Source organism: Pantoea sp. 9140 (assembly GCF_000745295.1).
Classification (GTDB): domain Bacteria; phylum Pseudomonadota; class Gammaproteobacteria; order Enterobacterales; family Enterobacteriaceae; genus Pantoea; species Pantoea vagans.
Genome location: NZ_JQNO01000001.1, coordinates 268,240 through 291,716, shown reverse-complemented (window position 1 = coordinate 291,716; position 23,477 = coordinate 268,240). Strand labels below are relative to the sequence as shown.

The window sequence follows — 23,477 nt, the reverse complement described above, 5'->3', positions numbered from 1 at the left end:
AAAGAGTAAAATCTCTAGAATGCGCCTCCGTGGTTGTAACATTCTCAGGGTGTTACGGGTATGCGAAGGTGGCGGAATTGGTAGACGCGCTAGCTTCAGGTGTTAGTGTCCTAACGGACGTGAGGGTTCAAGTCCCTCTCTTCGCACCAAAATCACATGTTTCATATCGCGAGCACTGCGCGAAGGTGGCGGAATTGGTAGACGCGCTAGCTTCAGGTGTTAGTGTCTTAACGGACGTGAGGGTTCAAGTCCCTCTCTTCGCACCATTGCGGTGATATGAACAGACAACTCGATGCGAAGGTGGCGGAATTGGTAGACGCGCTAGCTTCAGGTGTTAGTGTCTTAACGGACGTGAGGGTTCAAGTCCCTCTCTTCGCACCAACGTTGTCATCCTCTGTTTTCCCCGCAATACCCTTCTGCTTCCCTTGCCGTATCGTTTTATCTCCTGCTCATTTTAGTTTTTCAGTTCGCTTTCGCTCATCTGGTCGCTTCACGCTGTACGACGATTTTCAGCCGCTCCGCCTCGATTAACTCAGATGAAAATTCACAGAGATCGCCGCCAGGCCACCCGCTAATGCCAGGCAGGATGGCAACAGCAGATAGTGTCGCAGACGCTGATTAAACAGCATCACGACAGTCAGCAGCAGCGCCACCGTCATGACCATCCGCCACTGACTGAAGCTCGGTTCCCATAAGGCGAACAGCGGCAGTGCGATGCAGGGCAGCAATACGCCCCACGCGCTATCCAGTTTTTTACCCAATGCCCAGCTGACTCCCCACAGGCCGCAGGCCGCAATAATCGCTATCCCCATGACGCAAACCTCAAATGATAAGCATTCCCATTATCATATGACAGTTTTAACGGCCTTGCAGCCTGTTTTTGTCACGTCCGGCAACGAAGATGACAGACCAGTTGGAAAATGCTAGATTGCGGCCGATAACACTTTTAATAACAGCAACAGCAATAATTTGCTCACTCTCTGGCAGAATCTTTTTTTTGCCGGCTTGCGCTTTGGTATTTCAGGGCCGTCACGAGTATTTATAATGAAATTACAATCATATGAAGAACTGAAACAGAGTAAATACCGGCTTTCAGTGATGCTTTTTCTCTTTTTAAATATCGCCGTTTCGCTATTTTATCTGCTGCCTGTAATGAGCAATGAGACCAATGACGCGACACTGCCGGTAATTTGTGTGGCTGCTTTTAGCGGCATCATGTTAATTACCTATTTAATATGGCCCAGACTAAAACTTCCCCTGTTAAATCCTGTGGCACTTCTGCTGGGCATACTCTGGGCCTGGCACATTAATTATCGCTTTCATCAGGTGTTCTATTTTGATGGTGGCTTTCTTATTATCAGTTTGATCAGTGTGTTATTTATCAGTGCCATCGCCCTGAGCGATTATCTGGGTGCATTTTGTCTGCACGTCGCGCCGCCGGTCTTCACCGTATTACTGCTTGACAATGGACAGCATCTGCCGCTGATCCTGCTGACCATTATCCTGCCTCTGATCGGTTTCTCCCTGCAGCATCTGATGCGCCGCCGTGCCGACAACTTTACCCTGCGCCTGATGCATCAGCTCTATGAAGAGAAAGAGACATTCAGCGACCTCAGCATGCTCGATCCGCTGACCGGACTTTATAACCGCCGCGGCCTGAAGAACCGGCTCGATAATATTCTTGAAAACCACGCCGGCAGCCACTACGTGCTGCTGCTGGATATCGACCACTTCAAGGCCTACAACGATAATTATGGGCATGCGATGGGCGATCAGGCACTGGCGCGTGTCTCTGTCGCGATTCGTGATGCGGTGCGTTCGCGCGATGTCGTCACCCGCTACGGCGGCGAAGAGTTTCTGGTGCTGATGACCAATGTGAACAGTTCGATCGCCATGAAGCTGGCAGAGCGAATTCGCCAGTATGTGCTGGATTTAGAAATCCCTCACCTTTTCAATGAGACCGTTTCCACCCACGTGACTATCAGTGCGGGCATCGCGCCCATTTATGATAATGAGTTCGATCTGGCGGTCGCCAATGCGGACAGCGCGTTATATGTGGCTAAAAATCAGGGTCGCAATACCATTCTCGCCTGGGAAGATTTGCCCCGACAGCAGCCTCAGACCTCCAGCGAACATGCCTGAGTAAGCATAACGCGGTCGTTGCTGACCGGAACAGTGGCGAGCGATGTGTTGCTCTGTCTGGCCTGATGGCCGCTCTCAACCCCCGCCGTTTTCCCGCCAGCAGCGACGATTTTTTACACGACTTGTAGAGTTAATCAATAACGATTATCATTTGCTTTCCTATCTACACTTTCTGCGAGTCGTCATGGCAACTGCTTCAGCTCAGGAACAGCGTTTTAGCGCTCAGTCGATGATCTTCCGGCAGAATGACCGCCCGCTGGCGGAAAGTCTGCATGAGCGGCTGCAGCAACAGCGCAGCTATCTGCTTGAATCGACGAAGTTAAGCCAGTCTGCACCGCGCGAAACGCTGACGCTTGCCGACTGGTCGGAATCAGAGGCCTTTGCCCCGCTCATCCAGCGCTATAGCGATTATCTTTATCGCGATCATCCTGATGCCGTTCGTGAAGCGAAACCGGTGCTGTCACTCTGGGCACAGTGGTATTTTGGCCTTCTGCTGCCTCCGCTCATCATGGCGTTATTGCAGGAGTCACGTGCGCTGGACTGCTCGCCTGAGCATATTCGCGTCGGATTTCATGAGAATGGCCATCCGGCCACGTTCTGGATCGATGTGCAGGAAGATGAAGAAGCGCGCTATCTTAATTCGCTGCAGCGCATTGATCGGCTGATTCAGCAGCATCTGATCCCGGTGGTCAAAGGTATTACGCAGCATGGTGATATCAACGCCCGACTCATCTGGAACAACATGGGCTACTCATTCCAGTGGTTCCTGGGTGAGCTGAAAAGCCAGATCGATGAGGCGCTGATCCTGCAACTGGAGCAGGCGCTGTTCTTCAACCAGCGGCTGCTGGATGGCAGCGAAAACCCACTCTACCGCACCATGATCCCGCGTAATGGCGAACTGGTCCGTCGCAGCTGCTGCCAGCGTTATCGCATCCCTGATGTCGAACAATGCGGCAACTGCACCCTGAGCGGCAGCTAAACAGACTTAATTACAGCGAATTCTCCGTTTATCTCGTTTACAGGCACTGAGGCTTGTGGCAATTTTTACGCCTTCGATCAGCCTGGAGAGAAAGATGAGTCTGGAGTCCGTGCGCCAGTTCTTTGCCGAACACGCCCCTGAAATTGAAATTATTGAGCTGGCAGAAAGCACTGCAACGGTCGGGATGGCTGCACGCGCCCATGGCGTGACGCCAGGAGAGATTGCCAAGACCCTGTCACTGAAAGTGAAAAACGACGTGGTGCTGATTGTGACACGCGGCGATGCCCGGCTGGATAATCGCAAGCTGAAAGCGGCTCTGGGCGCGAAAGCGCGGATGCTGAGCGTCGACGAGGTGATTAACTGGACCGGCCACCCGGTGGGCGGCGTCTGTCCGTTCGGTCTGGAGAATCCGCTGACCGTCTACTGTGATGTTTCACTGCGCAGCTTTGAAGAAGTCCTGCCCGCCGCTGGCGCTATCCACAGCGCCGTCCGCATCTCGCCACAGCAGATGGCTGAACTGACTAACGCCCGCTGGATCGACGTATGCGAAGCGATTTAACGCTTTGCATCGGCTCACAAACCCTGCATTTCTGCCTGCGCCCGAATGCTGCTGACAACCTGACAGATTTTATCAGCCGATGATAATCACCGCCCCATCATGGCAGTTAATCACGCGCAGTAAGCGGGCGCAGTTAATCGCCCATGACTTCAGGATGTCAGGCGCTTAAATGCCTGTTCGATGATCGACAACAGCAGCGTGTTATCGACGCTATGCAGCACATGCACCGATGCACCGCAGTGATCAGGCACACCGACAGTGAGCCGAAGCGGCTGACGATAACGCCAGCTTTTGCCACGCGTCGCACCGGGACGTAGTTCGATATCAACCCGGTAATCGATACCCGAGGCGACTCGCTGATTCAGCAACCAGGCGACCACCAGCGCATCGTGGATCCAGCATCCTGCCAGCTGACGGGTTTCCATTGAATAGTCGATCCACGGGCGCAGCGTGTCGCGTACAAATTCGGTCAGCGGATGATCGGCCGCGGTGAGACGTGTCAGATCCTGCTGGGTCAGCAGCGTCTGCGTGGTGACATCCATCGGCACCAGTGTTACCGCAGCACCGCTGTACAACACCTGATGCGCCGCCTCGGGATCCAGACCAAAATTGGTGTCTTTGATGTAATCATCCAGCGAGAAGACGCCACCCATGATCACAATTTCCGCCACCGATTCTGCCATGGCGGGATAGCGCTGCATCGCCAGCGCCACATTCGTCAGCGGACCAATTGCTACCAGTGTAATCTCGCCCGGATTGTCGCAAATAAGTTTGCCGATAGCGTCAGCCGCATCAAACGCATCCGCCGCAATATCGGCTGGCTGACGCACATCCTGCCAGAGTTTTTCCAGCGCAAGCTGATTGACCCGATGATCCAGCGTCTCGCGCCATGGCGCAGGATCTTCCTGTAACGCCTGCGTCGCGCCCTGTACGACCGGGATAGATAATCCCAGCCGGACGATCAGATCTTTGGCAACGCGTGCACCCACGTCACATGGCGTGTTACCCGCTACGGTAGTGATCAATTCCAGCGACAGGGCTGGTGAAGCTAAGGCCAGCGCAATCGCCAGCCCATCATCGGTGTTGGCACCCGCGATCCCATTGCCGGGATCGCAATCAATAATGATTCTTTTCATATTTTTATAAATTAACTCTGACTTTGCGGCTGACAGCCGCAGGATTCACCAATTTCAAGATAGTGTGGAAACTCCTTTAATTGCGCTTCGCTTTGCCCCTCTTTCAGCATCTGAATCGCAGAGCGTGCCATCTCACGCAGTGGCTGGCGCACGGTCGTTAATGTCGGAACATGAAACGACGAGTGATTGGTCCCGTTAAAGCAGACCAGTGCCACATCCTGCGGCACGTGAAGGTGATGTTCGGAAAAGGCGCGAAGCGCGCCAATCGCCTGACCTTCATTGCTGGTAAACAACGCACGAGGCACACAGCCGCGGGCGATCATGGTTTGTGCCGCCTCGTAGCCGCCCTGTGGGGTGTAGCTGGCGGGGAACATCAGCGACTCATCAATCGGCAGGCCACGATCGTGCATGGCATCGCGCCAGCCCTGAATACGATCCTGTGCGTTGAGCATATCGACCGGGCCGCTGATGATCCCTACCTGCTGATAACCGTGACTCAACAGATGTGCCGTCACCTGCCACGCGGCCTGACGCTCATTGACCCGCAGCATGTTCACGCCCGGCTGAGGCTCAACCCGCTCCAGCATCACCAGTGGCGTTCCGCTGGCTTTAATCAGGTCGATGTAAGGATGGCGATCGACGCTATTGTAAAACAGACCATCGACCTGCCGATTGAGCAGCCCCTGAATTAACTCCAGTTCGCGTTTGCGGTCATCACCTGCATCACCCAGCAGCATGACGTGACCGTGGTTCATCGACTCCTGCAACAACACGTGCGCCATTGACGCCACGAAGGGATTGCCGATGTTGGGTACCACCAGCCCAAACGTTTTGGTGTTGCCGGAGGCCAGCGCGCGTGCTGCTGCATTGGGCCGGTAACCGGTGGCTTTAATCGCCTCCAGTACCCGCTGACGGGTCGCCTCAGCGACCGGACGAGGCCCGTTATTGATGACATAACTGACGACTGCCACTGAGGTGCCTGCCGCTTTCGCAACTTCACTGCGGGTCACTTTTCCCGTTAACGACTTAGGCACATCACGTTCCTCCATAAAAAAAACAGGCCGCTTTACACGGCCTGCTGTTTATCGCTCTCTCCTGGCAGACGGCACGTTCAGGTAAATCTAGATGGCATCTTCAGGCAGATTGAGATTCCGCCCTCGCGTCTCAGGAGCGACAAAAGTGGTAAAGAATCCAATGGCGGCCATTGCCGAGAAGTAGACCGCAATCGGCCACCAGTGACCGGTATAAGAGAGCATAGCAGCGGCAATAAGCGGTGCCGTGCCGCCGGATAAAATCGAGCCAAGCTCTTTGGCCACCGCCATTTTGGTGTAGCGATGTTGAACGCCGAACATTTCCACGCCCCATGCCGCCTGCACCCCATAAATACCCAGTGACGCCAGCGCCATACCGACCACGATAACCGGGATCACCAGCATCGGTTCACGCGTGTCCAGCAGCGTAAAGGCGGGCCAGGCGTAGATCATCAGTAACAGGCAGAAGACGCGATAAACGATCCGGCGACCAAAACGATCAGAGAGCCAGCCCGCAAACGGAATAATCAGGAAGCCCAGCAGTGAGGCAAGGAACACCGCCGTCGTAGGTACGGACTTATCCACCATCAGCACCTTCGCGACATAACCCACCATGAAGCCCTGAGCCAGATAAGAAGGGCCATTTTCGCCGATGCGCAAACCTATCATGGTCCAGAAAGCGCGGGTACGCTGGAAGAAAGGACGCGAGTCCACGACTGGCGCGGCCAGTACGCCTGCACGTTCCGCTTCCATTTCCGCTTTCCTGCGCTCAAACACTGGCGTTTCACGCAGGTGACGTCGAATCCACAGCGCAACAAGGGCAATCAGCGCACTGCTGAGGAAGGGAATACGCCAGCCCCACTCCAGCAGGCTCTGCTGATCCATCTGCACTACCAGCAGCCAGACCAGCGAGGCCAGCAACGTACCGCTGTTAGACCCCAGAGCAATAACGGATGAAACCAGCCCACGACGCTTAACGGGCGCATATTCACCCAGCATCACCGTGCCGCCCGATAACTCTGCGCCCGCGCCGAAACCCTGGGTAAAGCGCAGCAGCACCAGACAAGCCGGAGCCCAGACACCAATCGCGGCATAGCTCGGTATTAAGCCGATAAAGGTGGTGGAAGCGCCCATCAGAATGATGGTGGAGATCATCACGACCTTTCGGCCTTTGCGGTCGCCGAGCCAGCCGAAAAAGAGTGCGCCGATAGGCCGGGCAACAAAGCCGACTGACCAGGTAGCAAAGCTGGAGAGCAGTGCCATTGCGGGAGTCGATTCCGGAAAGAATACGTCGCCAAAGATGATACCGGCAGCCAGACCGTAGAGCGCGAAATCCGCGTACTCCATTGCCGTTCCGAGCCAGCATGAGAAAGTGGCGCGCCAGAAATCTTTGCGGCCTGAAGAAGTGTTAAACCGCTCGTCGGCGGCTGAGGTGGAAGACAGTGATGCCTGCTGCTTAACGGAATTGTGTGCCGTCATAACCCTATCCCTGAATGAGTATGCAGATTGATAAACGCCCGTCCATGGGTCGATTCCCTGATGAAAGCGGAATTCCCCCGGTGGCGACGTTCAGTTGACTAACCATGATGAAAGGTTAAAGGATTCCCTGGTGTTGGAATCTTGTTCTTCGCCCCGTTTCGCCGATGTATTTTTCACCGGTCGCTTAAACTGAGCGAATGTAACTTAACAATCAATGGAGCCTACTGTGCATCGCACCGTGAGCAATCACTGGGGACCTAGTGTATCTACGCGCGTAGATAAATCAAGAGATCCCGGCGCAAATTGTTAGTAAAACTTCACTATCACATTGCGTCATCACACATTTTCAGCGCAAATTCAGCCAGTTAACTCCACTATATCGCACAATAAAAAATCACTCTGCGCGGTAAGTTAGCATTTTCTCTAATCATTAAGCGTTATAAGCGGGGCTAAAATCCTTTCATCGGGTTCTGTTGTCGCACACCCGGATTACCTGCAGATGACACTTCATCTTTATTCTGAAAAATCGCGGCAAGCGCAGACAATGCGTTACCCTGAAAAAAAGCCTGACAGAGGTGTTATGACCATTATTCTGATGCGACACGGTAAACCTGACCACCAGGCAGCGGGTCGCCAGAGCGTGCAGGCACTGGCAGACTGGTGCGAAGCTTACGATCAGTCCGGAGTCAGTGACGGGCCGCCACCGCGCAGTATTAAGATTGCTCGTCAGGCCGCAATTATTGTCTGCAGTCCCCTGCCCCGCGCGCAATCTTCTCTGAGCCAGCTTGGCCTGCAGCCTCATGAGATTGATGCGCTCTACAGCGAAGTCGCCGTACCGCTGCTGCGAACGGGGGATTTTCAACTGCCGACAATCTGCTGGCTGGCCTTACTGCGGCTGTTGTGGTTCTGCGGTTATGCGGGTGAAGCGGAGTCGCTGCAACATGCGCGCAGCCGGGCCTCGGCGGCGGCAGAGAAGCTGATCGAGCACTCACGGCGTGGCACGGTGCTGCTGCTGGGCCACGGCATCATGAACAAGATGATTGCGCGAGAATTACGTAAACGCGGCTGGCAGGCAGAGAAACATGCCAGCAGCCGCCACTGGAGTTCTGCGATCTATCATCGTCCGTTTATCTGACCCATCGGAAAATAGCCCAGCACCTCACAGCCCGTTCCGACACGCGGTGTGGCAATCACTTTACGCTGCGCCAGATCGATCACACTCAGCGTGCCGTCATCCTGATTCGCAATCAGCAGCTGTTGCCTGTCTGGCGTGAAGCAGCCATCCATCGGCATGTTTCCCACGCTGATATCGCCCAGCGGATTCAGCAGGTCGTCAAACAGCGTTACCAGCGGTTCTTGATCGCCAATCGCCACCAGCTGTTCGCCATCGGCGCTGAAGCGAACCACCTGGCAGGGCTGCTGATGACCCGGCAGCGTAATGCGCTGGCGAATACGGTGGCTCTGTCGGTCGATCACATAGAGCAACGGCGCATCTGCTGCGCTGGCGACCAGATAAGGGTGTTTTGGTGAGGCGGCGATACCCGCAATCGGGCCCGGCAGCAGAATCGTATCAATTACCCGTCCCTCTGCTTCACAGAGATCCACGACGGTGATGGTCGCATCCTCTTCGTTATCGGTGAACAGTTTGCGGCCGCTGGGTGACAGCGTCAGGCGATGCGCGTTGTGAGAAGGAATCGGGATGATCTTTTCCACTTTGTCGGTCTGCGGATCGATTACGGCTACGGCGGCGCTCTGCTCACAGCAGAGATAGACTTTGCCATCGCGGCCCAGTTGCCCGCTGTGTGGTGCTCGCAACGGCGACAGATCGATAAAGCCGCTGATCTCACGACGCTGCAAATCAATGATCGCCACTTTGTGACCCGGATGCGGGTTATTGCCATGAACACCGTCACCATAGATAGGCACATACGCTTTACCCCAGGGTGCCAGCATCAGGAGTTCATGCGGCCGCGGTGGAAAAGCGTTCAGCTCGCGCTCGACCGCGAAGGTTTCCGGGTTAAGAAACAGGACGCGATTGCCCTTCTTATCAACCGCCAGTAAACCATAGGATTCACTCTGCATGCGCGCTCCTTTCTCAGTAAGTTCTTCTTAAGCGTAGACAATCCTCTTCCGGCTGTCCGATTCCGCAAATTGTTGAGCCGGGCTTACGCCACACGTTAAGCGCAATATTCACTGTTTCTGAGGTCCGGGCCCTGAGAGAAGCCAAAGGCTTAGCATAATATTCAGACATTCCTTAGTTATGCGTTCCGCCACATTTAAATAACTGATTAACAGTGGCGATATTATTATTCCATTAAGGTGACCGGATTATTTCCGTATTATCCTAAAGTCAAAAAAAGACATAGCTAATGTGTAAATAATGTTTTATTAAAAAGGTGCAGTGCAATTAAAAAGCCGTGAGGAAACTATCGCGCGCTCCCGCACTGCGTCGCCACCAGGGAAAACTATTCATTAATTCCCGCACTCATCGGGATTGCACTCAGTATGCAATGCCGCCCGTTCACGCCTCAGGCACAACGGGCAGAGCCTGCACTATAGCGGGAAAATAAAAATAACAGGTGTACCATGACTTCACATCGCCAACGTCCAGCACATAAACTCTGGCGTAACTGGAAAAGAATATCGTTCAGTAGCCAGATGTTATGGAATAAGAAACAGCAGAGCCTCTGTCAGGCACCGGAATATGATCCGGGACAGGAAGATAATGTCGTATTGATTGCTCAGCAGAAAGATCTGCCCGAGATTCCAAAGATTGTCTGGATGGTCTGGCATAACGATCAGCTGCCGACGTCAATGGCGCTGAATATCAGTAAAATCCGGCGGGACAACCCCGACCACCAGGTTTATCTGGTCACGCAGCGCACTCTGTCGCAGTGGCTGCCCGAACTCAGCTTTATCTCTTCCGATCTGACGCTGGCACATAAAAGTGAAATAATCCGGCTTGAGCTGATTCACCGCTATGGCGGTATTGGCATCGACTGCAGCACCCTGCTGTTTGAAAATCTTGCCTGGGTGCATCGCGTTCACCATGCGCGGCCAATGGATCTCATCGGCTACTATCGCGAGCAATCAACGCTGAACCTGCTTGCGCCGGTCACCGAGAGCTGGTTTATTGCCGCGCCGCCGCAGAATGCCTTTATTCGCGAATGGCTGAAACAGCTGGCACCGGTTAAAAACGTCGGTATCCGCAACTATTTCCATGAGCTTAAGAAGCGTGATGATTTTCCGCTGATTGTGCAAAATGTAGATAATCCGTCACGCCAGCTTCTGTCGCTGGCGCAGCAGGTCGCGATGCGCGAATACCGGCGGGCTAATCTTTATCTGCGTAAAGGTGAAGCCAGCGCCTGGTACTATCAGCGCCTGCATGCCGACAGCAGCAGCGCGTTTGCGCAGTCTGTGATGTTTCAGCAGCGGCCAGAGACGCCACCACCGATTATCAAATTAACCGGCAACGAGCGACTGCATCTCGACTTCAATCTGCGACTGGGTTTGTATAACCGCAGCAGCCTGATTGGCGAGATGATGCACACCCCATCATCTGCGCTGGCATTGCCATCAACGGTCAAAGCGCGCGCGTAGCCACTGCGTAAAAGTGGTGACCGCGCGGGGTACCTGCGCCGCCCAGGGTCGGACGATCCACAGGCGGGCGGCAAAGGCCTCCACCGGCTGCCACTCAGGTAACACCTGCTGCAAAGAGCCTGCGGCCAGCGCTTCACGGGCGCTGAAGTCGGGCAGCATCGCGATTCCCAGTCCCTGCAGAGCGGCATCACGTATCGACTCACTGTTGTTAGTGGCAAAGCAGCCCTGAATCCGCACCTGCACCTCTTCACCATCCGCTGCGGTTACAAACCGCCAGCGCGGTGATTCAACACCACGCGGATAGTAAAGGCAGTTATGCTGCATCAGATCCTGCGGCGTGTTCGGTATACCCTGTTGATTAAGATAGGCAGGTGAGGCCACCAACACTGTCTGCGTATCACACAGCGGCAGCGCCACATGGGTTTCCGGCAGCGTGTCACTGTGCCGGATGGCCAGATCAAACCCCTCACTGCTCAGCGACACAATGCGGTCGGTCACATCCAGCTGCAGACGCAGTTGCGGATAGTCACGCAGAAACTCACCAATAATCGGCACCAGCTGCTGCCGGGCAAACGCTACCGGCGCGGTAATACGCACCAGACCACGCACTGGCCCGGCGGTATCACGCACGCTGAAAAAACTCTGTTCGATGCGGGCAAAAGGCTCGCGTAACTCCTCCACCAGCTTCTCACCCGCTGATGTCAGTCGTACGCTGCGCGTGGTACGCTGTACCAGCAGTACACCGGCTATCTGCTCCAGCTCTTTGATTTTCTGACTCATCGCAGCTTTGCTGACGTCCAGCCGCTCCGCCGCGCGGGTAAAGCTGCCCTGCTCAGCCAGTACGGTCAGCCAGTGAAGATGATCCCACAGCGTATCCGTTTTCATCTCTTTCATTGCGATTGTTCATTATAGTGAATAATCATTTCAGGCTACGCGCTTTTTCCCGCCGGATAAAGGGGTCACCATAGGCTCATTAATCACGATGAGGAATTCACCATGCCACTGCTGCAATTCGATGTTATTCAGGGTCGTTCAGAATCAGAGCTGCGTACACTGCTGGATGCGGCGCACCGTGCCGTGCTGACAGCCTTTAAGGTGCCTGAACGGGATCGTTATCAGATTGTTCAGGAAAACAAGCGCTATCAGATGGTGTTTCAGGATACCGGCCTGGGATTCAGCCGCAGCGATAATCTGGTGATGGTGCGGGTTTATACCAGCCCACGCAGTCGTGAACAGAAGCAACATTTTATGGCGGAGCTGGCGCGTGAGCTGCGTGAGCACTGTGGCGTGCAGGGCAACGATTTAATGATCAGCTTTATCACCAATGACAAAGGTGACTGGAGTTTTGCCGACGGAGAAGCGCAATACCTCACCGGCAAACTCTGAAAAACGTCCTGACTTCTGCTCTGCTGACGGTGCGCCAGCCACAGTCACGCCTGAAAACCTCACTTCTGAACCAATCTGCTCTCCACCGCACAAATCGGGCCGGATATGTTGCAGCCGAATGACAGCCAATATAGATTGTCGAAAAACCATCCCCCGAAGGTGGCCGGTTGCGTGAAGCCTCATGCAACCCTGTAGAGAGAGGATTTACCGTTGTCCGAATTGGTCTCCGTCGTGCTGTTTCTGGCCGCTATTGCAATCTATTCCTGTAAAGCCGGGCGTAACAAATTCTGGTTTATTCTTGTTCTTATCATGCTGGTGCTTTTCGTTGTCCTGAACGCCACCCTTTATGCCAGCAACTATTTTACCGGTGACGGCATCAACGATGCGGTGCTCTATACGCTGACTAACAGCCTGACCGGCGCGGGTGTCAGTAAATATGTGGTGCCCGCGATTGGGCTGATTATTGTGCTGTTCCTGCTGTTCTGCATGCTGTCGTGGATTCTGCGTCGGCGTAAGCGTCCCCATCACATGGGCTGGTCACTGCTGGCTGCCGCCTGCGCGCTCGGTTCGGTGCAGACCACCCCGGCCTTTCGCCAGGTCGCGACGCTCATCGTGTCGCATACCCAGATGGCGGACTCTGACTTCGACAACTTCTATAAAGTGCCGCGTAATCGCATTGAACAGCCGCGCCTTAACGTAGTTTACATCTATGGTGAAAGCTTAGAGCGCACCTATTTCGACCCCATCGCCTTTCCTGGCCTGGCGCCTGAGCTGAGCCGGCAGAAAGAGCAGAGTATCGACTTCAGCGAAACCGAACAGTTACCCGGCACCGACTACACCATTGCAGGCATGGTCGCCTCACAGTGCGGCATTCCGCTGTTTGCGCCGTTTGATGGTAATGCGTCGGCATCGCTCTCCAGCTTCTATCCGCAAAACGTCTGTCTGGGCGACATCCTGAAAAACTCCGGCTACCAGAACTGGTTTATTCAGGGTGCCGATCTGCGTTTTGCCGGTAAAGATGTCTTCCTGAAATCGCACGGTTTCGACCCCAAAAATCTTTATGGTTCGCAGGAGCTGAAAAGCCGCGTTGCCGATCCTGCTTATCGCAATAACTGGGGTTATTACGACGATACGGTGCTGGATGAAGTCTTTGAGAAGTATCAGGAACTCTCGCAGGCCGGTAAACCTTTCGCACTGTTTACGCTGACCGTTGATACGCATCACCCGGACGGGTTTATCTCACGCAGTTGCGATCGCAGGAGCTATAGCATTGATGGCAAACCGAATCAGTCCTTCAGCGCGGTCGCCTGCTCGCAGGAACATGTGGCGCGGCTGATCACACGCATCAAAGCGTCGCCGTGGTTTAAAAACACCGTGATTGTGGTGAGCTCCGATCATCTGGCCATGAACAACACGGCGCATCCGTGGCTGGTCAAACAGCCACGTCGCAATCTGTTCATGGTGATCCGGGGTGATAAACCGCAGGCGGAGCTGATGGAGGCGAAGCGCAGTACGCTGGATAATGGCGCGACGCTGCTGGATATTCTCGGCGGCGATAACGCGATTGGCCTGGGCCGCAGCAGCCTTTCTTCTCTTTCGCTCTCCACCCAGTTCGACGATATGAAGAGTAAGGTGGCGAGCTGGAAACCCGACATCATCCAGCTCTGGAACTTCCCGAAGAAGATAGACAGCTTCACGGTGGATCAGGCGAAGAATACCTTCAGCTTCTCAGGCACCACCTTTAAACTGCCGATTCTGTTCCGCATCAGCGATAAGCATGTTGAGCCGATGCCGGAAGGGGAATATTCGGCCCCGCTGCGCTATCAGCTGGCCGATTTCGCTTCAGCCGATAAATTCCTCTGGGTGGATCGCTGTTTTAAAATGGCGCGACTCTGGCAGCCTTCGCTGGCTCTTTCCGGCGATCTCTGTGTGGCGATGGGGCAGCTCGGCGGCACGCCAACCGTGACACATGTCGACAAACCGCAGTGGAAAGGCAAAGTGCAGTTCCCGGACGGCGCTGTCAGCGAGGCACGTTACCAGCAGAACCTGGCGCAGATCCGCATTGAAGATAATAACATTCGCTATAGCGCCGACAGCTTCCGGCTTGATGTGCCCGGCGCGCCGGAAACGATTAAAAGCTTCAGCGGCATCTCACGGCCAGAGAGTTGGGGGCGCTGGTCAAACGCCAATCTCGCGCCAGAAGTGCATATCGATTATGTCGATGCACTCCCGGCTAAGTTTGATCTGGTCATTACCGCACGCGCGTATGGCCCCAACGCACATCGCGCGATCCCGGTTCGGGTGGGCGATCAGCAGCAACTGCTGTCGCTGGGCGAAGAGGTATCGACGCATACCCTGCATTTCGACAACCCAGGCGCCAGCCATCAACTGGTCATTGCCCCCCCTGAGCCGCAGTTGAGTAACACCGGCAATATCACAGGTCAGGATCCGCGCAAACTGGGCATCGGCATGGTTGAAATTAAAATCGTACCACAGCCTTAAGACCCGTTTTTTCTTCTCCCGCCTCTGCGGATTACCGCAGAGGCGCCTCATCCTGTCATCGACTTCCTGTTGCGAGCCAACCCGCACTCCTCTGCACGTTACCTGTTGTACTAATTGATATTTTTTCGGCAAGGCGCGCAAAATATAACCGACTGAGTGGTGATACGCTTTTTGCCTGTCATAATGCGGTTATCGCCGAAGTACACAGGGAGGTGTCGTGAGACTCATCACAATGATGAGTACCCACAAAGCCTTTAAAGCGCTGCAACAGGCGGGGATCGACGATCAGCAAGCGGAGGCGATGGTGGAGGTGTTTACCGATATGCAGCAGAGGCAGCCAGGCGCACAGGTCGGGAAGCAGCTCGGTCAGATTCAGACCAAAGCCAAACATATTGACGTCCGGATCGGCCAGCTTCAGACAAAAGCCGAACAGACAGACGATCGGCTCGGCAAACTTACGACCAAAGTCGACCAGATGGACGATCGGCTCGGCAAGCTTACGATGAAAGTTGACCAGATGGACAATCGACTCGGCAAGCTTACGACGAAAGTAGATCAGATTGACGAGCGGCTCGGGCATCTCACTACAAAGGTTAATCAGATCGACGAGCGGCTCGGGCACCTCACCATAAAAGTTAATCAGATCGACGAGCGGCTTGGGCATCTCACCATAAAAGTTAATCAGATCGACGAACGGCTTTGCCATGTTGAAAGAAAAACCGACAAGCTGGCCATCCGTTTTAATCACCTGGAAATCAAAGTGGATAAGATGGAAGCGATGCTCAGTGAAATGAATTTCCGATTAACGGGCGCTGTCGACAGCCTGAGAAATGACGTTGTGACACTGAGCACTGATATGCGCTGGATCAAACGGTTATCTATCCTCATGACCACCCCCCTGCTGGCAGCGGTCCTGAAAGATATTCTACTGTGAGCCCACTACCCAATCAGGGTCTGTCGCGTAGTGCTTCCAGCTTCTCTCGCTGCTGACCGTCGGCGGTAAAGTTATCCTCCGCCAGCCATCGCTGAAAGCCCTTTTTCACCTGCGGCCATTCGCTATCGATAATCGAGAACCAGCTGGTGTCACGAGAACGGCCTTTGTAAACGATTGCCTGGCGGAAATCCCCCTCATAACGGAAACCGAGACGGGCCGCGGCCTTACGGGAAGGCCCATTACAGCTATCACATTTCCATTCATAGCGGCGATAGCCCAGCGTTTCAAAAGCGTAACGCATCAGCAGAAAATGCGCTTCCGTCGCCATGCGGGTCTGCTTCAGCCGGGGCGAAAACGTGACATGCCCGACTTCCACTACGCCATGTTCAGGCTGGATGCGCATTAATGAAAGGCTGCCCACCGCCTGCTCCGTAGCCAGATCGATGACGGCGAAATGTAGCGGATCGCGGCTGGCTTCAAGTTGTGCTGCATGGTCCTGCCACGCATTGTGCCCGGTAAAGGGCCCAACAGGCAGGTAAGTCCAGTCACGCCCATCTTCAGCCAGTGACCAGGCCTCATACAGTGCATCACCATGCCGTGCTGCACTGAACGGCTCCAGCCGACATGACTCGCCGGTGAAAACCTGATGCTGGGGCAAAGGGCGGGGTTGCCAGTCTGGTAAAGGCTGGCCGACCGGCTGACCGAATTGATTCAGGTGTTGTGACATATCGCCTCCCGGCTGCAGATGATATCCACAGATTGCCACTATCATGGTGGGTTAAAAAGTACCACAATCAGGAAAAATGATAGATCCACGGGACCCGACTATGAAGCCAGAGATCTCCCCTTTGCTGCTGGCACCATTGATACCCGCCGCCGGGACCACGCTGCAGCAGCAACTTTATCAGCGGATAAAACAGGGCATTTTGCAGGGTCAGCTTGCCGCTGGCGCGATGTTACCGGCTACACGGCAGCTGGCAGTTGAGCTGCAGGTATCGCGTAATACCGTGCTTAACGTCTGGACCCAGTTGCAGGCTGAGGGCTATCTGATGAGCGATCGACAGGGCAGCCGCGTCAGCTCACTGGCTTTGCCTGCCGGGCAGGCGGATGACGACACGCTAGCCAGCTGGCCGCTGGCAAAACGGATTGAGGCTTTTCACCAAAGCCAGTGGATCGACACCGGCTCATTGCCGCTGCGACCCGGCATACCTGCCCTGAATCATTTTCCGATGGCGGCCTGGCGCCGGGCGCTGAGTCAGGTAATGAGTCACCCGCCACCGTCGCTGCTCGGCTATGGCGATCCCTTTGGTGAAGCAGAACTGCGTGCCGTACTGGCGCAACAGTTGCGTATCACGCGCGGTGTACGTTGTGACCCCGGACAGATTGTGATTACTGAAGGTGTGCAGCAGGCGTTAACGCTGTGCGTCGCCCTGCTGAGTAATCCGGGCGATCATGGCTGGATTGAAGAACCGGGTTATCGTAATTCCAAATCGGCTCTGCAGGCCGGAGAACTTAACGTTGTCCCGATCCGCACCGATGACCAGGGAATGGCCCCCGAGCCGGAACACTGGAAACAGGTTCCACCCCGTCTGATTTATACCACGCCTACCCATCAGTATCCCACCGGCGTCGTCATGAGCGCGGCCCGGCGTCTGGCGCTGATTGCGGCTGCGCAGCAGCAACAGGCCTGGATTATTGAAGATGATTATGATGGCGACTTCCATTACCACGGCGAACCTGTAATGGCGATGCAGGGCATGACCGATAATGCTCCGGTTATCTATCTCGGCTCATTCAGCAAGACGCTATTCCCCGCGCTGCGCATCGGTTTTATGGTGCTGCCCGCGCCACTGGTCAGGCGTCTGCGACCGGCACTGCATCAGATCCTGCGCGGCGGAAACCGGCTGGAACAACAGGCGCTGGCGCGTTTTATTCTCAGTGGTGATTATCGCCGACATCTGGGCAAAATGCGTCGTCTCTATCGTCAGCGACAGGCATGGCTACGCACCGAACTGCAGCGCGCTGCAGGTCAGGCGATTCCGTTGCTGGGTGGTAACAGCGGTATGCATCTGGTGCTGCCACTCGATCCTCATCGGGATGACGTCGCTATTACCCGCACACTGCTCCAGGCGGGCTACGCGCCCACGGCTCTCTCGACCTTCTGTCTGCGCGAACCGGTGCAGCAGGGGCTGGTGATTGGCTATGGTAATTGCAGCGACACGCAAATTACCGCAGCTATGCGCCAGCTAAGTCGCCTGCTCGGCTGGCCCGGATGACCTAATCATTCCGCGCTGACAAAGCTGGCCGGCGCAGCAATCGACTGACGAATCATCAGGCGGGCATCAAAGCGCGGCATCGGCCCGACGGCTTCGCCGCGTATCTCCGAAATCAGGCGTCGTGCGGCTTCCCGGCCCATTTCATACACTGGTTGCGCTACCACCGTCAGCGGCGGCGTGACAATCTCACTCCACGGAAAATTGTCATACATCACAAAGGAGAGATCGGCAGGGATGCGCAGTCCGCGCTGCGTGACTTCCCGCAGCAGCCACATCGCGACCACGCTGTCTGAGGCCACCAGCGCCGTAGGCGGCTGCGGACGCTGCCACAGCTCAGCCACAATACGGGCAATCTCCGCTTCATCCAGCGCGTTCACTTTCACCAGCGTTGGATCAAATTCCACGCCCGCGGCAGCAAAGGCCTGCATCATGCCGCCAACGCGCTGGGCGACTGGCGTCAGGCCAAAATCGCCCGGCGTGCTGTAGTCGGTTACCAGCGCCATGCTGGTGACATAGGCGATATGACGATGACCTGCCTCCAGCAATCGGGTAGTCGCCTGTTCAGCGACGTCAGTAAATTCGCAGCAGATTGCTTCCACATCAAGGTCAGTCACTGCGCGATCAAATAATTTCAGCGCTCTGCCCTCTTCCAGTACCTGCGTCAGATGGCTGTTGTGCTGGTGCTCCGAACAGCATGGCGCAACGATAATGCCGTCGACCCGCTTTTCCAGCATCACCCGCACTGCATCCTGCTCAGCCTGCAGTTTCTCATCGCTGTTACTGAGCAGCAGATGGTAACCCGCCGTGCGTGCCACATCGGCCATCCCGCGCAGCGCAAGGCCAAAATGCGGGTTTTCGATATCGCCGACAATCACACCGATGGTATTAGAACGCCCGGTATTCATGCTACGGGCCAGGGCATTCGGACGGTAGCCCAGCGCAGAGGCCGCGCTGGTGACCCGCTCCTGCACCTCATCACTGACGGCCCCATAGCCTCCCAGCGCACGCGCCGCCTGAGCTTTAGAGACGTTTGCTGCACGTGCCACATCCGCCACGGTAGGCGCTTTCGATTGTCGTTTCTGACTCGTCATAATTATTTTGAATCACAGGTTGATGACAGGAATATTGACGCCGAAAAAAGGCTGTGCTTAAACTCATTGTAACCCCTTGAGACCGGTCTCACAATGCCCACGTCTTAAGGTGCCACCTGCGTTGAGACCGGTCTCAATTATAATTGCTGGCTCAACAGTCTCTGATGTTTAAACCTGCAAAAACGGATGAGCTATGAAATCGCAAACCACCCTGGGCACACTGCTCGGCACCGCCCTCGCACTCTGTTCACTTTCGTTCTGTACGCTGGCTGCCAGCGATAATAATCCTTATAGGCTGATCGAACCCGGTCAGCTTCGCGTCGCCAGCGTCGGCGACTCCAAACCGTACACCTTCACGGATGCCAGCGGTCAGTTCACCGGCTTTGACGTCGAGTTCTTCCGGGATGTCGCCCACCGTATCGGGATCGATAAGGTCGATTTTATTGGTCAGGACTTCTCGGCGATCATGCCGGCCGTGGCTAACGGTCAGTATGACGCGGCGGTGGCGGCTATCGGCATCACGCCTGCGCGGGAAAAGACGGTCGATTTTTCGACGGGTTACCTGGCTGGATTTCTCACCGTTCTCACCCGATCTGACAGCGGCGTGAAGGATGTCGCCAGCCTGGCAAAACACCGGCTCGGCGTCGTTCAGGGTACGCTGCAGGAGGGCTATGCCGTCGAATACTTCCCACAGACGGACCTGGTGCGCTTCCCGGATAACAACAGCGCCGTCTCCGCGCTCAACAACGGCACGCTCGACGCCATCTTCCTGGACTACGAGGCGGCCAAAAGCTACGCCGAACGCTTCAAACTGGTCTCTGCCGCCGACATCCCGTCGTTTGATGCACCGGCCGGAATCGCTATAGCCAAAGGCAAACCCGCCTTCAAGGCCGCGCTGGACAAGGCCATCAAAGCCGCCATGCAGGATGGCACCTGGAAACGACTGTATGAGAAGTGGTTCCCCGGATCGCCCATGCCAAAACAGTATCTACCTGGCGGGCAATAAAGAGGCGGACGTTCGCGTCCTGAGTTAACCGGGGGAACCCCCGCCCTGCATGGAGACGGCGATGGACCTGCTCACAATTCTTTCCCGCACCTTCTTTGATTTTCCATCAATGATGGAAGTGCTGCCGCAGATGCTGACCACCGGGCTGGTCAACACGGTGATTATCTCGCTGGCGGCCACGCTGCTCGGCACGCTGTTTGGGCTGCTGCTGGCGCTGATGGGCATTTCGCCCTCACGCTGGCTGCGCCTGCCGGCCCGGCTCTATACCGATCTGTTTCGCGGGCTGCCTTCGATTCTGACCATTCTGCTGATTGGTCAGGGCCTGGCGCGTTTCAGCTATCAGCTGTTCGGTCCGACGCCCTATCCGCTGGGGATCTTCGCCCTCAGCCTGATCGCCAGCGCCTATATGGGCGAGATTTTCCGCGCCGGTATTCAGAGCGTGGAGCGCGGCCAGATGGAGGCCTGCCGGGCGCTGGGGATGAGCTATGGCCGGGCAATGCGACTGGTAGTGATCCCACAGGGGATTCGCCGCGTGCTGCCCGCCATCGTTAACCAGTTCATCGCCATCATCAAAGATTCCTCGCTGGTCTACCTGCTGGGCCTGATGACCCAGCAGCGGGAGCTGTTTCGCGTGGGTCAGGATGCGGCGGTGCTCACCGGCAACCTCTCGCCCCTGATGCTGGCCGGGCTGTTCTATCTGATCATCACGGTGCCGCTGACGCACATGGTCAACTATGTCGATGTGCGCTATCGCACCGGCCGCCGTCGCCTGACGGCACCGAAAAGCGGCTTAAAAGAGGTGGATGAAGTCAGAGCGCCCGGCGTTTCACTGGTCACGCAACCCCGAATCGGAGGCACCCATGAATAACCTGAACGGCGCGAGCTGGCACGGCGCCAGTCTGGAGCTACGCGATCTGACGCTGGCCTATGGCCCGATTGAGGTGCTGCGTAACGTCTCGCTGCGGGTCGCGCCAGGCAGCACCACCTGCATTATCGGGCCATCCGGCTCGGGTAAATCGACGCTGCTGCGCGGCATCAACCGGCTGCACGAACCGCAGTCCGGGGATGTCCTGCTGGCTGACCGATCGGTGCTGCACGACAAGCCTGATGCGCTGCGGCTGCGGATTGGCATGGTGTTTCAGCATTTTAACCTCTTCCCCGATCACAGCGCGCTGGAGAACGTGGCGCTGGCCCCGTGGCGGGTCAAAGGCCTGCCCAAATCGCAGGCGATGGCGATTGCGCGTCAGCGGCTGGAAGAGGTGGGCCTGGGCCAACGTGCCGATCACCGGCCACGCGATCTCTCCGGCGGTCAGCAGCAGCGGGTCGCGATTGCCCGCGCGCTGGCGATGGATCACGAGGTGATGCTGTTTGACGAGGCGACCTCCGCGCTCGATCCCGAACTGGTGAAAGGTGTCCTGACGCTGATGGCGGATCTCTGCCGTCGCGGCATGACGATGGTCGTGGTGACCCATGAAATGGGTTTTGCACGCAAGGTGGCGGATCAGGTGGTGTTTATGGATGAAGGCGAGATTGTTGAAGCCGGACCGCCGGGCGCCATTTTTGATGCACCGCAGTCGCCGCGACTGCAACGTTTTCTCTCTGAAGTGCTGTAACTGAGTAAGGAACCTGATAATGGCAGTAAAATCTGAAATGAAAGTCGTGGTACTGGGTGGTGGCGTGATCGGTGTGTCGACGGCGCTGGAGCTGACCAAACGGGGTGCGGCAGTGACGCTGGTGACCGAAGCGGCGCTCTGTTCCGGCGCATCGGGACGTTCACTGTCGTGGCTCAACTCAGCGGGTGAGCGCTCCCTGCCCTACCACGCGCTGCGCATGGCGGGCATTGATCGCTATCGCACCCTGTTTGCTCAACATCCTGACCTCGACTGGCTGCGTTTTGATGGCGGGGTCTGCTGGTTTAAAGACGATGCAGCCGGAACCCAGGCGCGGCATGCCTATGAGAAAGCCCACGGTTACGACTCACAACTCATGACGACTGACAACATGGCACAGGCAGATGCGGCCATCGATCCCGACGCGCTGCCGTCGCAGGCGATATTCAATCCCGGCGAAGGCTGGGTCAGCCTGCCGCACCTGACCGATTATCTGGTGAATCAGTTCCGGGCGCGCGGGGGTGAAGTGATAGAGCATGCCGGCAAAGCCAGCGTGCTCACCGAGCAGGGCCGCGCCTGTGGCATCCGCAGTGAACAGGGTGAACTGCGGGCAGATGCGGTGGTGGTCGCCTGTGGCCCCTGGACACCAGATGTAGTAGCACCGCTTGGCGTGACAATCCCCAACGGATCGCCGGTTTCCATGCTGGTCATCACCGAACCGGGCAGCCATGAGTTGAAATCGGTGCTGAACACGCCCCGCGCCGCCATCCGGCCTAATCCCGGTAACCGTTATGCGCTGGATCATGACTGGTACGAAGAGGATATCCAGCTGCTGCCCGGCGGTGAGTATCATATTGATGAGCAGGTCGTGGTAAAGCTGGCAGATGAAGCGAGCAGGCTGTTACGGGGTGATGAGCCGCTCAGCGTTCAGAGCTGGAAGATTGGCCTGAAGCCGATTCCGGGCGATGGCGATCCGGTGCTGGGACAACTGCAAAAGGTGCCGGGCTGTTATGTCGCGTTCACGCATTCCGGCGCAACCCTGGCGCTGATTGTCGGGGAATTACTCGCGGAGGAGATCGTAAGCGGTGAAAAGCATCCGATGCTGGCAGGCTTTGGTGCAGAGCGTTTCAGCTAACAAAAAGCCGGTCATCACGACCGGCTGATTTTTATTTATCCACGGAATCAGCCACGGAAGAAGATATCACCCGATTTACCCATGACGATTTTGCCGGTGTCATTGGTAATCAGAATGTAGTTGGCGTTGATATACGCCCAGTGGGTATTTTCCTGCGGTGCAGGCAGATTACGCTTTTGCCACTCGGTGATGGTGAAAGTTTTATCGGTGTACTTCTCTGGCACGATGTCACCGATGTTGTACTGTTTGTAGTCAATGATGATGGTGCTGAGATCGTAATTAGGGCGCGCACCATTGACCGTTGACGGCGTGTTTGGCGTAGTCGGCGTAATACCATCATTAGACTGTGAGCTGGTCGGTGCCTGGTTTTGCGCCGCACCGGCATCCGGCTGAGCGGTGCCGGTATCTGGCGTCGCGGGCTGAGCATCAGGATTAGCGGGCTGGATCTGCGGCGGTGGCGGAACGGTGTCCGTTGCTTCGCCAGCAGCCTGTACAGCGGGGATCAGGCTCAGCGAGCCAACCAGTAATCCCATTGATAAAAGTACACGTTGAGTCCTGCGCATAATGATTTCCACGTTGAATTTTGACAGTCAGGCTAAAGTTTATCGCAC

The 23,477-nt window shown here is 55.9% G+C and carries 22 protein-coding genes and 3 tRNA genes; 16 read left to right on the top strand and 9 right to left on the bottom strand.

Annotated elements, in window-relative coordinates; all coding sequences use genetic code 11:
* Positions 1-62 precede the first annotated feature (62 nt).
* The 3 genes from FA92_RS01255 (at position 63) to FA92_RS01245 (ending at position 381) form a co-directional block, all read left to right on the top strand.
* Positions 63-149 (top strand) — tRNA-Leu (locus tag FA92_RS01255).
* 30 nt (positions 150-179) lie between these two features.
* Positions 180-266: transfer RNA gene (locus FA92_RS01250), tRNA-Leu, on the top strand.
* Positions 267-294: 28 nt separating this feature from the next.
* Positions 295-381 (top strand) — tRNA-Leu (locus FA92_RS01245).
* A gap of 146 nt (positions 382-527) precedes the next feature.
* Here the strand turns inward: FA92_RS01245 and FA92_RS01240 are convergent.
* A complete protein-coding gene (locus tag FA92_RS01240) occupies positions 528-812 on the bottom strand; it encodes a DUF1435 domain-containing protein (protein WP_033781777.1) in 285 nt (94 codons plus the stop codon).
* Between the two features lie 232 nt (positions 813-1,044).
* On the opposite strand from FA92_RS01240, the gene FA92_RS01235 reads away from it, so the two are divergent.
* The 3 genes from FA92_RS01235 to FA92_RS01225 all read left to right on the top strand — a co-directional run bounded on the left by FA92_RS01235 (position 1,045) and on the right by FA92_RS01225 (position 3,680).
* Entirely contained in the window at positions 1,045-2,142 is a 1,098-nt protein-coding gene (locus FA92_RS01235) for a diguanylate cyclase (protein ID WP_033781775.1), read from the top strand.
* A 184-nt stretch (positions 2,143-2,326) separates the two neighbouring features.
* Entirely contained in the window at positions 2,327-3,121 is a 795-nt protein-coding gene (fhuF, locus tag FA92_RS01230; protein ID WP_033781774.1) for a siderophore-iron reductase FhuF, read from the top strand.
* A 94-nt stretch (positions 3,122-3,215) separates the two neighbouring features.
* Positions 3,216-3,680 carry a YbaK/EbsC family protein gene (locus tag FA92_RS01225; protein ID WP_013356678.1) on the top strand — a complete coding sequence of 155 codons (465 nt, stop codon included), beginning with the start codon at positions 3,216-3,218 and terminating at the stop codon, positions 3,678-3,680.
* A 149-nt stretch (positions 3,681-3,829) separates the two neighbouring features.
* Here FA92_RS01225 and FA92_RS01220 read toward each other — a convergent pair whose 3' ends face one another.
* From FA92_RS01220 to FA92_RS01210, 3 genes are all read right to left on the bottom strand, one after another.
* Entirely contained in the window at positions 3,830-4,816 is a 987-nt protein-coding gene (locus FA92_RS01220) for a nucleoside hydrolase (protein ID WP_033781773.1), read from the bottom strand.
* A gap of 11 nt (positions 4,817-4,827) precedes the next feature.
* Complete coding sequence (locus tag FA92_RS01215) at positions 4,828-5,850, bottom strand: LacI family DNA-binding transcriptional regulator (protein WP_033784490.1); 1,023 nt, start codon at positions 5,848-5,850, stop codon at positions 4,828-4,830.
* Positions 5,851-5,937: 87 nt separating this feature from the next.
* Positions 5,938-7,326 carry an MFS transporter gene (locus tag FA92_RS01210; RefSeq protein ID WP_013356675.1) on the bottom strand — a complete coding sequence of 463 codons (1,389 nt, stop codon included), beginning with the start codon at positions 7,324-7,326 and terminating at the stop codon, positions 5,938-5,940.
* Between the two features lie 580 nt (positions 7,327-7,906).
* On the opposite strand from FA92_RS01210, the gene FA92_RS01205 reads away from it, so the two are divergent.
* Positions 7,907-8,461 (top strand): histidine phosphatase family protein, encoded by a 555-nt coding sequence (locus tag FA92_RS01205; protein WP_033781772.1) that lies wholly within the window; start codon positions 7,907-7,909, stop codon positions 8,459-8,461.
* Here FA92_RS01205 and FA92_RS01200 read toward each other — a convergent pair.
* Positions 8,443-9,408: a hypothetical protein gene (locus FA92_RS01200; protein ID WP_013356672.1), complete on the bottom strand. Its 966-nt coding sequence runs from the start codon at positions 9,406-9,408 to the stop codon at positions 8,443-8,445. The genes FA92_RS01205 and FA92_RS01200 overlap by 19 nt on opposite strands.
* 504 nt (positions 9,409-9,912) lie before the next feature.
* Here FA92_RS01200 and FA92_RS01195 point away from each other — a divergent pair.
* On the top strand, positions 9,913-10,926 hold the full coding sequence (locus FA92_RS01195) for a capsular polysaccharide synthesis protein (RefSeq protein WP_013356671.1): 1,014 nt from the start codon (positions 9,913-9,915) through the stop codon (positions 10,924-10,926).
* Here FA92_RS01195 and FA92_RS01190 read toward each other — a convergent pair.
* Positions 10,903-11,820 (bottom strand): LysR family transcriptional regulator, encoded by a 918-nt coding sequence (locus FA92_RS01190; protein ID WP_013356670.1) that lies wholly within the window; start codon positions 11,818-11,820, stop codon positions 10,903-10,905. The two genes, FA92_RS01195 and FA92_RS01190, sit on opposite strands and share 24 nt — an antisense overlap.
* Before the next feature lie 102 nt (positions 11,821-11,922).
* On the opposite strand from FA92_RS01190, the gene FA92_RS01185 reads away from it, so the two are divergent.
* From FA92_RS01185 to FA92_RS01175, 3 genes are all read left to right on the top strand, one after another.
* Positions 11,923-12,312 carry a tautomerase family protein gene (locus FA92_RS01185; RefSeq protein WP_013356669.1) on the top strand — a complete coding sequence of 130 codons (390 nt, stop codon included), beginning with the start codon at positions 11,923-11,925 and terminating at the stop codon, positions 12,310-12,312.
* A 210-nt stretch (positions 12,313-12,522) separates the two neighbouring features.
* Positions 12,523-14,814, top strand: coding sequence for a phosphatidylglycerol--membrane-oligosaccharide glycerophosphotransferase (gene opgB, locus FA92_RS01180; protein ID WP_033781771.1), 2,292 nt, complete (start codon positions 12,523-12,525; stop codon positions 14,812-14,814).
* Positions 14,815-15,031: 217 nt separating this feature from the next.
* On the top strand, positions 15,032-15,748 hold the full coding sequence (locus FA92_RS01175; protein ID WP_033781769.1) for a hypothetical protein: 717 nt from the start codon (positions 15,032-15,034) through the stop codon (positions 15,746-15,748).
* A gap of 13 nt (positions 15,749-15,761) precedes the next feature.
* Here FA92_RS01175 and FA92_RS01170 read toward each other — a convergent pair whose 3' ends face one another.
* The gene (locus FA92_RS01170) at positions 15,762-16,475 is read right to left on the bottom strand and encodes a GNAT family protein (RefSeq protein WP_013356665.1); all 714 of its coding nucleotides are present in this window, start codon (positions 16,473-16,475) and stop codon (positions 15,762-15,764) included.
* A 100-nt stretch (positions 16,476-16,575) separates the two neighbouring features.
* Here FA92_RS01170 and FA92_RS01165 point away from each other — a divergent pair, with 100 nt between their 5' ends.
* The gene (locus tag FA92_RS01165) at positions 16,576-18,024 is read left to right on the top strand and encodes a PLP-dependent aminotransferase family protein (RefSeq protein WP_033781767.1); all 1,449 of its coding nucleotides are present in this window, start codon (positions 16,576-16,578) and stop codon (positions 18,022-18,024) included.
* A 5-nt stretch (positions 18,025-18,029) separates the two neighbouring features.
* Here FA92_RS01165 and FA92_RS01160 read toward each other — a convergent pair whose 3' ends face one another.
* On the bottom strand, positions 18,030-19,115 hold the full coding sequence (locus tag FA92_RS01160; RefSeq protein ID WP_033781765.1) for a LacI family DNA-binding transcriptional regulator: 1,086 nt from the start codon (positions 19,113-19,115) through the stop codon (positions 18,030-18,032).
* Between the two features lie 193 nt (positions 19,116-19,308).
* Between FA92_RS01160 and FA92_RS01155 the strand changes: the two genes are divergently transcribed.
* From FA92_RS01155 to FA92_RS01140, 4 genes are all read left to right on the top strand, one after another.
* Complete coding sequence (locus FA92_RS01155; protein WP_051926435.1) at positions 19,309-20,121, top strand: ABC transporter substrate-binding protein; 813 nt, start codon at positions 19,309-19,311, stop codon at positions 20,119-20,121.
* Positions 20,122-20,182: 61 nt separating this feature from the next.
* Positions 20,183-20,989 carry an amino acid ABC transporter permease gene (locus FA92_RS01150; RefSeq protein ID WP_033781763.1) on the top strand — a complete coding sequence of 269 codons (807 nt, stop codon included), beginning with the start codon at positions 20,183-20,185 and terminating at the stop codon, positions 20,987-20,989.
* Entirely contained in the window at positions 20,982-21,734 is a 753-nt protein-coding gene (locus FA92_RS01145) for an amino acid ABC transporter ATP-binding protein (RefSeq protein WP_033781761.1), read from the top strand. The genes FA92_RS01150 and FA92_RS01145 overlap by 8 nt, the downstream gene beginning before the upstream one ends.
* Positions 21,735-21,753: 19 nt before the next feature.
* Positions 21,754-22,866: an FAD-binding oxidoreductase gene (locus FA92_RS01140; RefSeq protein ID WP_033781760.1), complete on the top strand. Its 1,113-nt coding sequence runs from the start codon at positions 21,754-21,756 to the stop codon at positions 22,864-22,866.
* A 47-nt stretch (positions 22,867-22,913) separates the two neighbouring features.
* On the opposite strand, the gene FA92_RS01135 is transcribed toward FA92_RS01140, so the two are convergent.
* Positions 22,914-23,429, bottom strand: coding sequence for an RcnB family protein (locus tag FA92_RS01135; RefSeq protein WP_013356658.1), 516 nt, complete (start codon positions 23,427-23,429; stop codon positions 22,914-22,916).
* Positions 23,430-23,477: the final 48 nt, after the last annotated feature.

Excerpts from the sequence above, each read along its gene's own strand:
- FA92_RS01240 (WP_033781777.1), bottom strand. The coding sequence starts at position 812 with ATGGGGATAGCGATTATTGCGGCCTGCGGCCTGTGGGGAGTCAGCTGG.
- FA92_RS01235 (WP_033781775.1), top strand. The coding sequence starts at position 1,045 with ATGAAATTACAATCATATGAAGAACTGAAACAGAGTAAATACCGGCTT.
- fhuF (WP_033781774.1), top strand. The coding sequence starts at position 2,327 with ATGGCAACTGCTTCAGCTCAGGAACAGCGTTTTAGCGCTCAGTCGATG.
- FA92_RS01225 (WP_013356678.1), top strand. The coding sequence starts at position 3,216 with ATGAGTCTGGAGTCCGTGCGCCAGTTCTTTGCCGAACACGCCCCTGAA.
- FA92_RS01220 (WP_033781773.1), bottom strand. The coding sequence starts at position 4,816 with ATGAAAAGAATCATTATTGATTGCGATCCCGGCAATGGGATCGCGGGT.
- FA92_RS01210 (WP_013356675.1), bottom strand. The coding sequence starts at position 7,326 with ATGACGGCACACAATTCCGTTAAGCAGCAGGCATCACTGTCTTCCACC.
- FA92_RS01205 (WP_033781772.1), top strand. The coding sequence starts at position 7,907 with ATGACCATTATTCTGATGCGACACGGTAAACCTGACCACCAGGCAGCG.
- FA92_RS01200 (WP_013356672.1), bottom strand. The coding sequence starts at position 9,408 with ATGCAGAGTGAATCCTATGGTTTACTGGCGGTTGATAAGAAGGGCAAT.
- FA92_RS01195 (WP_013356671.1), top strand. The coding sequence starts at position 9,913 with ATGACTTCACATCGCCAACGTCCAGCACATAAACTCTGGCGTAACTGG.
- FA92_RS01190 (WP_013356670.1), bottom strand. The coding sequence starts at position 11,820 with ATGAAAGAGATGAAAACGGATACGCTGTGGGATCATCTTCACTGGCTG.
- FA92_RS01185 (WP_013356669.1), top strand. The coding sequence starts at position 11,923 with ATGCCACTGCTGCAATTCGATGTTATTCAGGGTCGTTCAGAATCAGAG.
- FA92_RS01170 (WP_013356665.1), bottom strand. The coding sequence starts at position 16,475 with ATGTCACAACACCTGAATCAATTCGGTCAGCCGGTCGGCCAGCCTTTA.
- FA92_RS01165 (WP_033781767.1), top strand. The coding sequence starts at position 16,576 with ATGAAGCCAGAGATCTCCCCTTTGCTGCTGGCACCATTGATACCCGCC.
- FA92_RS01160 (WP_033781765.1), bottom strand. The coding sequence starts at position 19,115 with ATGACGAGTCAGAAACGACAATCGAAAGCGCCTACCGTGGCGGATGTG.
- FA92_RS01155 (WP_051926435.1), top strand. The coding sequence starts at position 19,309 with ATGAAATCGCAAACCACCCTGGGCACACTGCTCGGCACCGCCCTCGCA.
- FA92_RS01150 (WP_033781763.1), top strand. The coding sequence starts at position 20,183 with ATGGACCTGCTCACAATTCTTTCCCGCACCTTCTTTGATTTTCCATCA.
- FA92_RS01145 (WP_033781761.1), top strand. The coding sequence starts at position 20,982 with ATGAATAACCTGAACGGCGCGAGCTGGCACGGCGCCAGTCTGGAGCTA.
- FA92_RS01140 (WP_033781760.1), top strand. The coding sequence starts at position 21,754 with ATGGCAGTAAAATCTGAAATGAAAGTCGTGGTACTGGGTGGTGGCGTG.
- FA92_RS01135 (WP_013356658.1), bottom strand. The coding sequence starts at position 23,429 with ATGCGCAGGACTCAACGTGTACTTTTATCAATGGGATTACTGGTTGGC.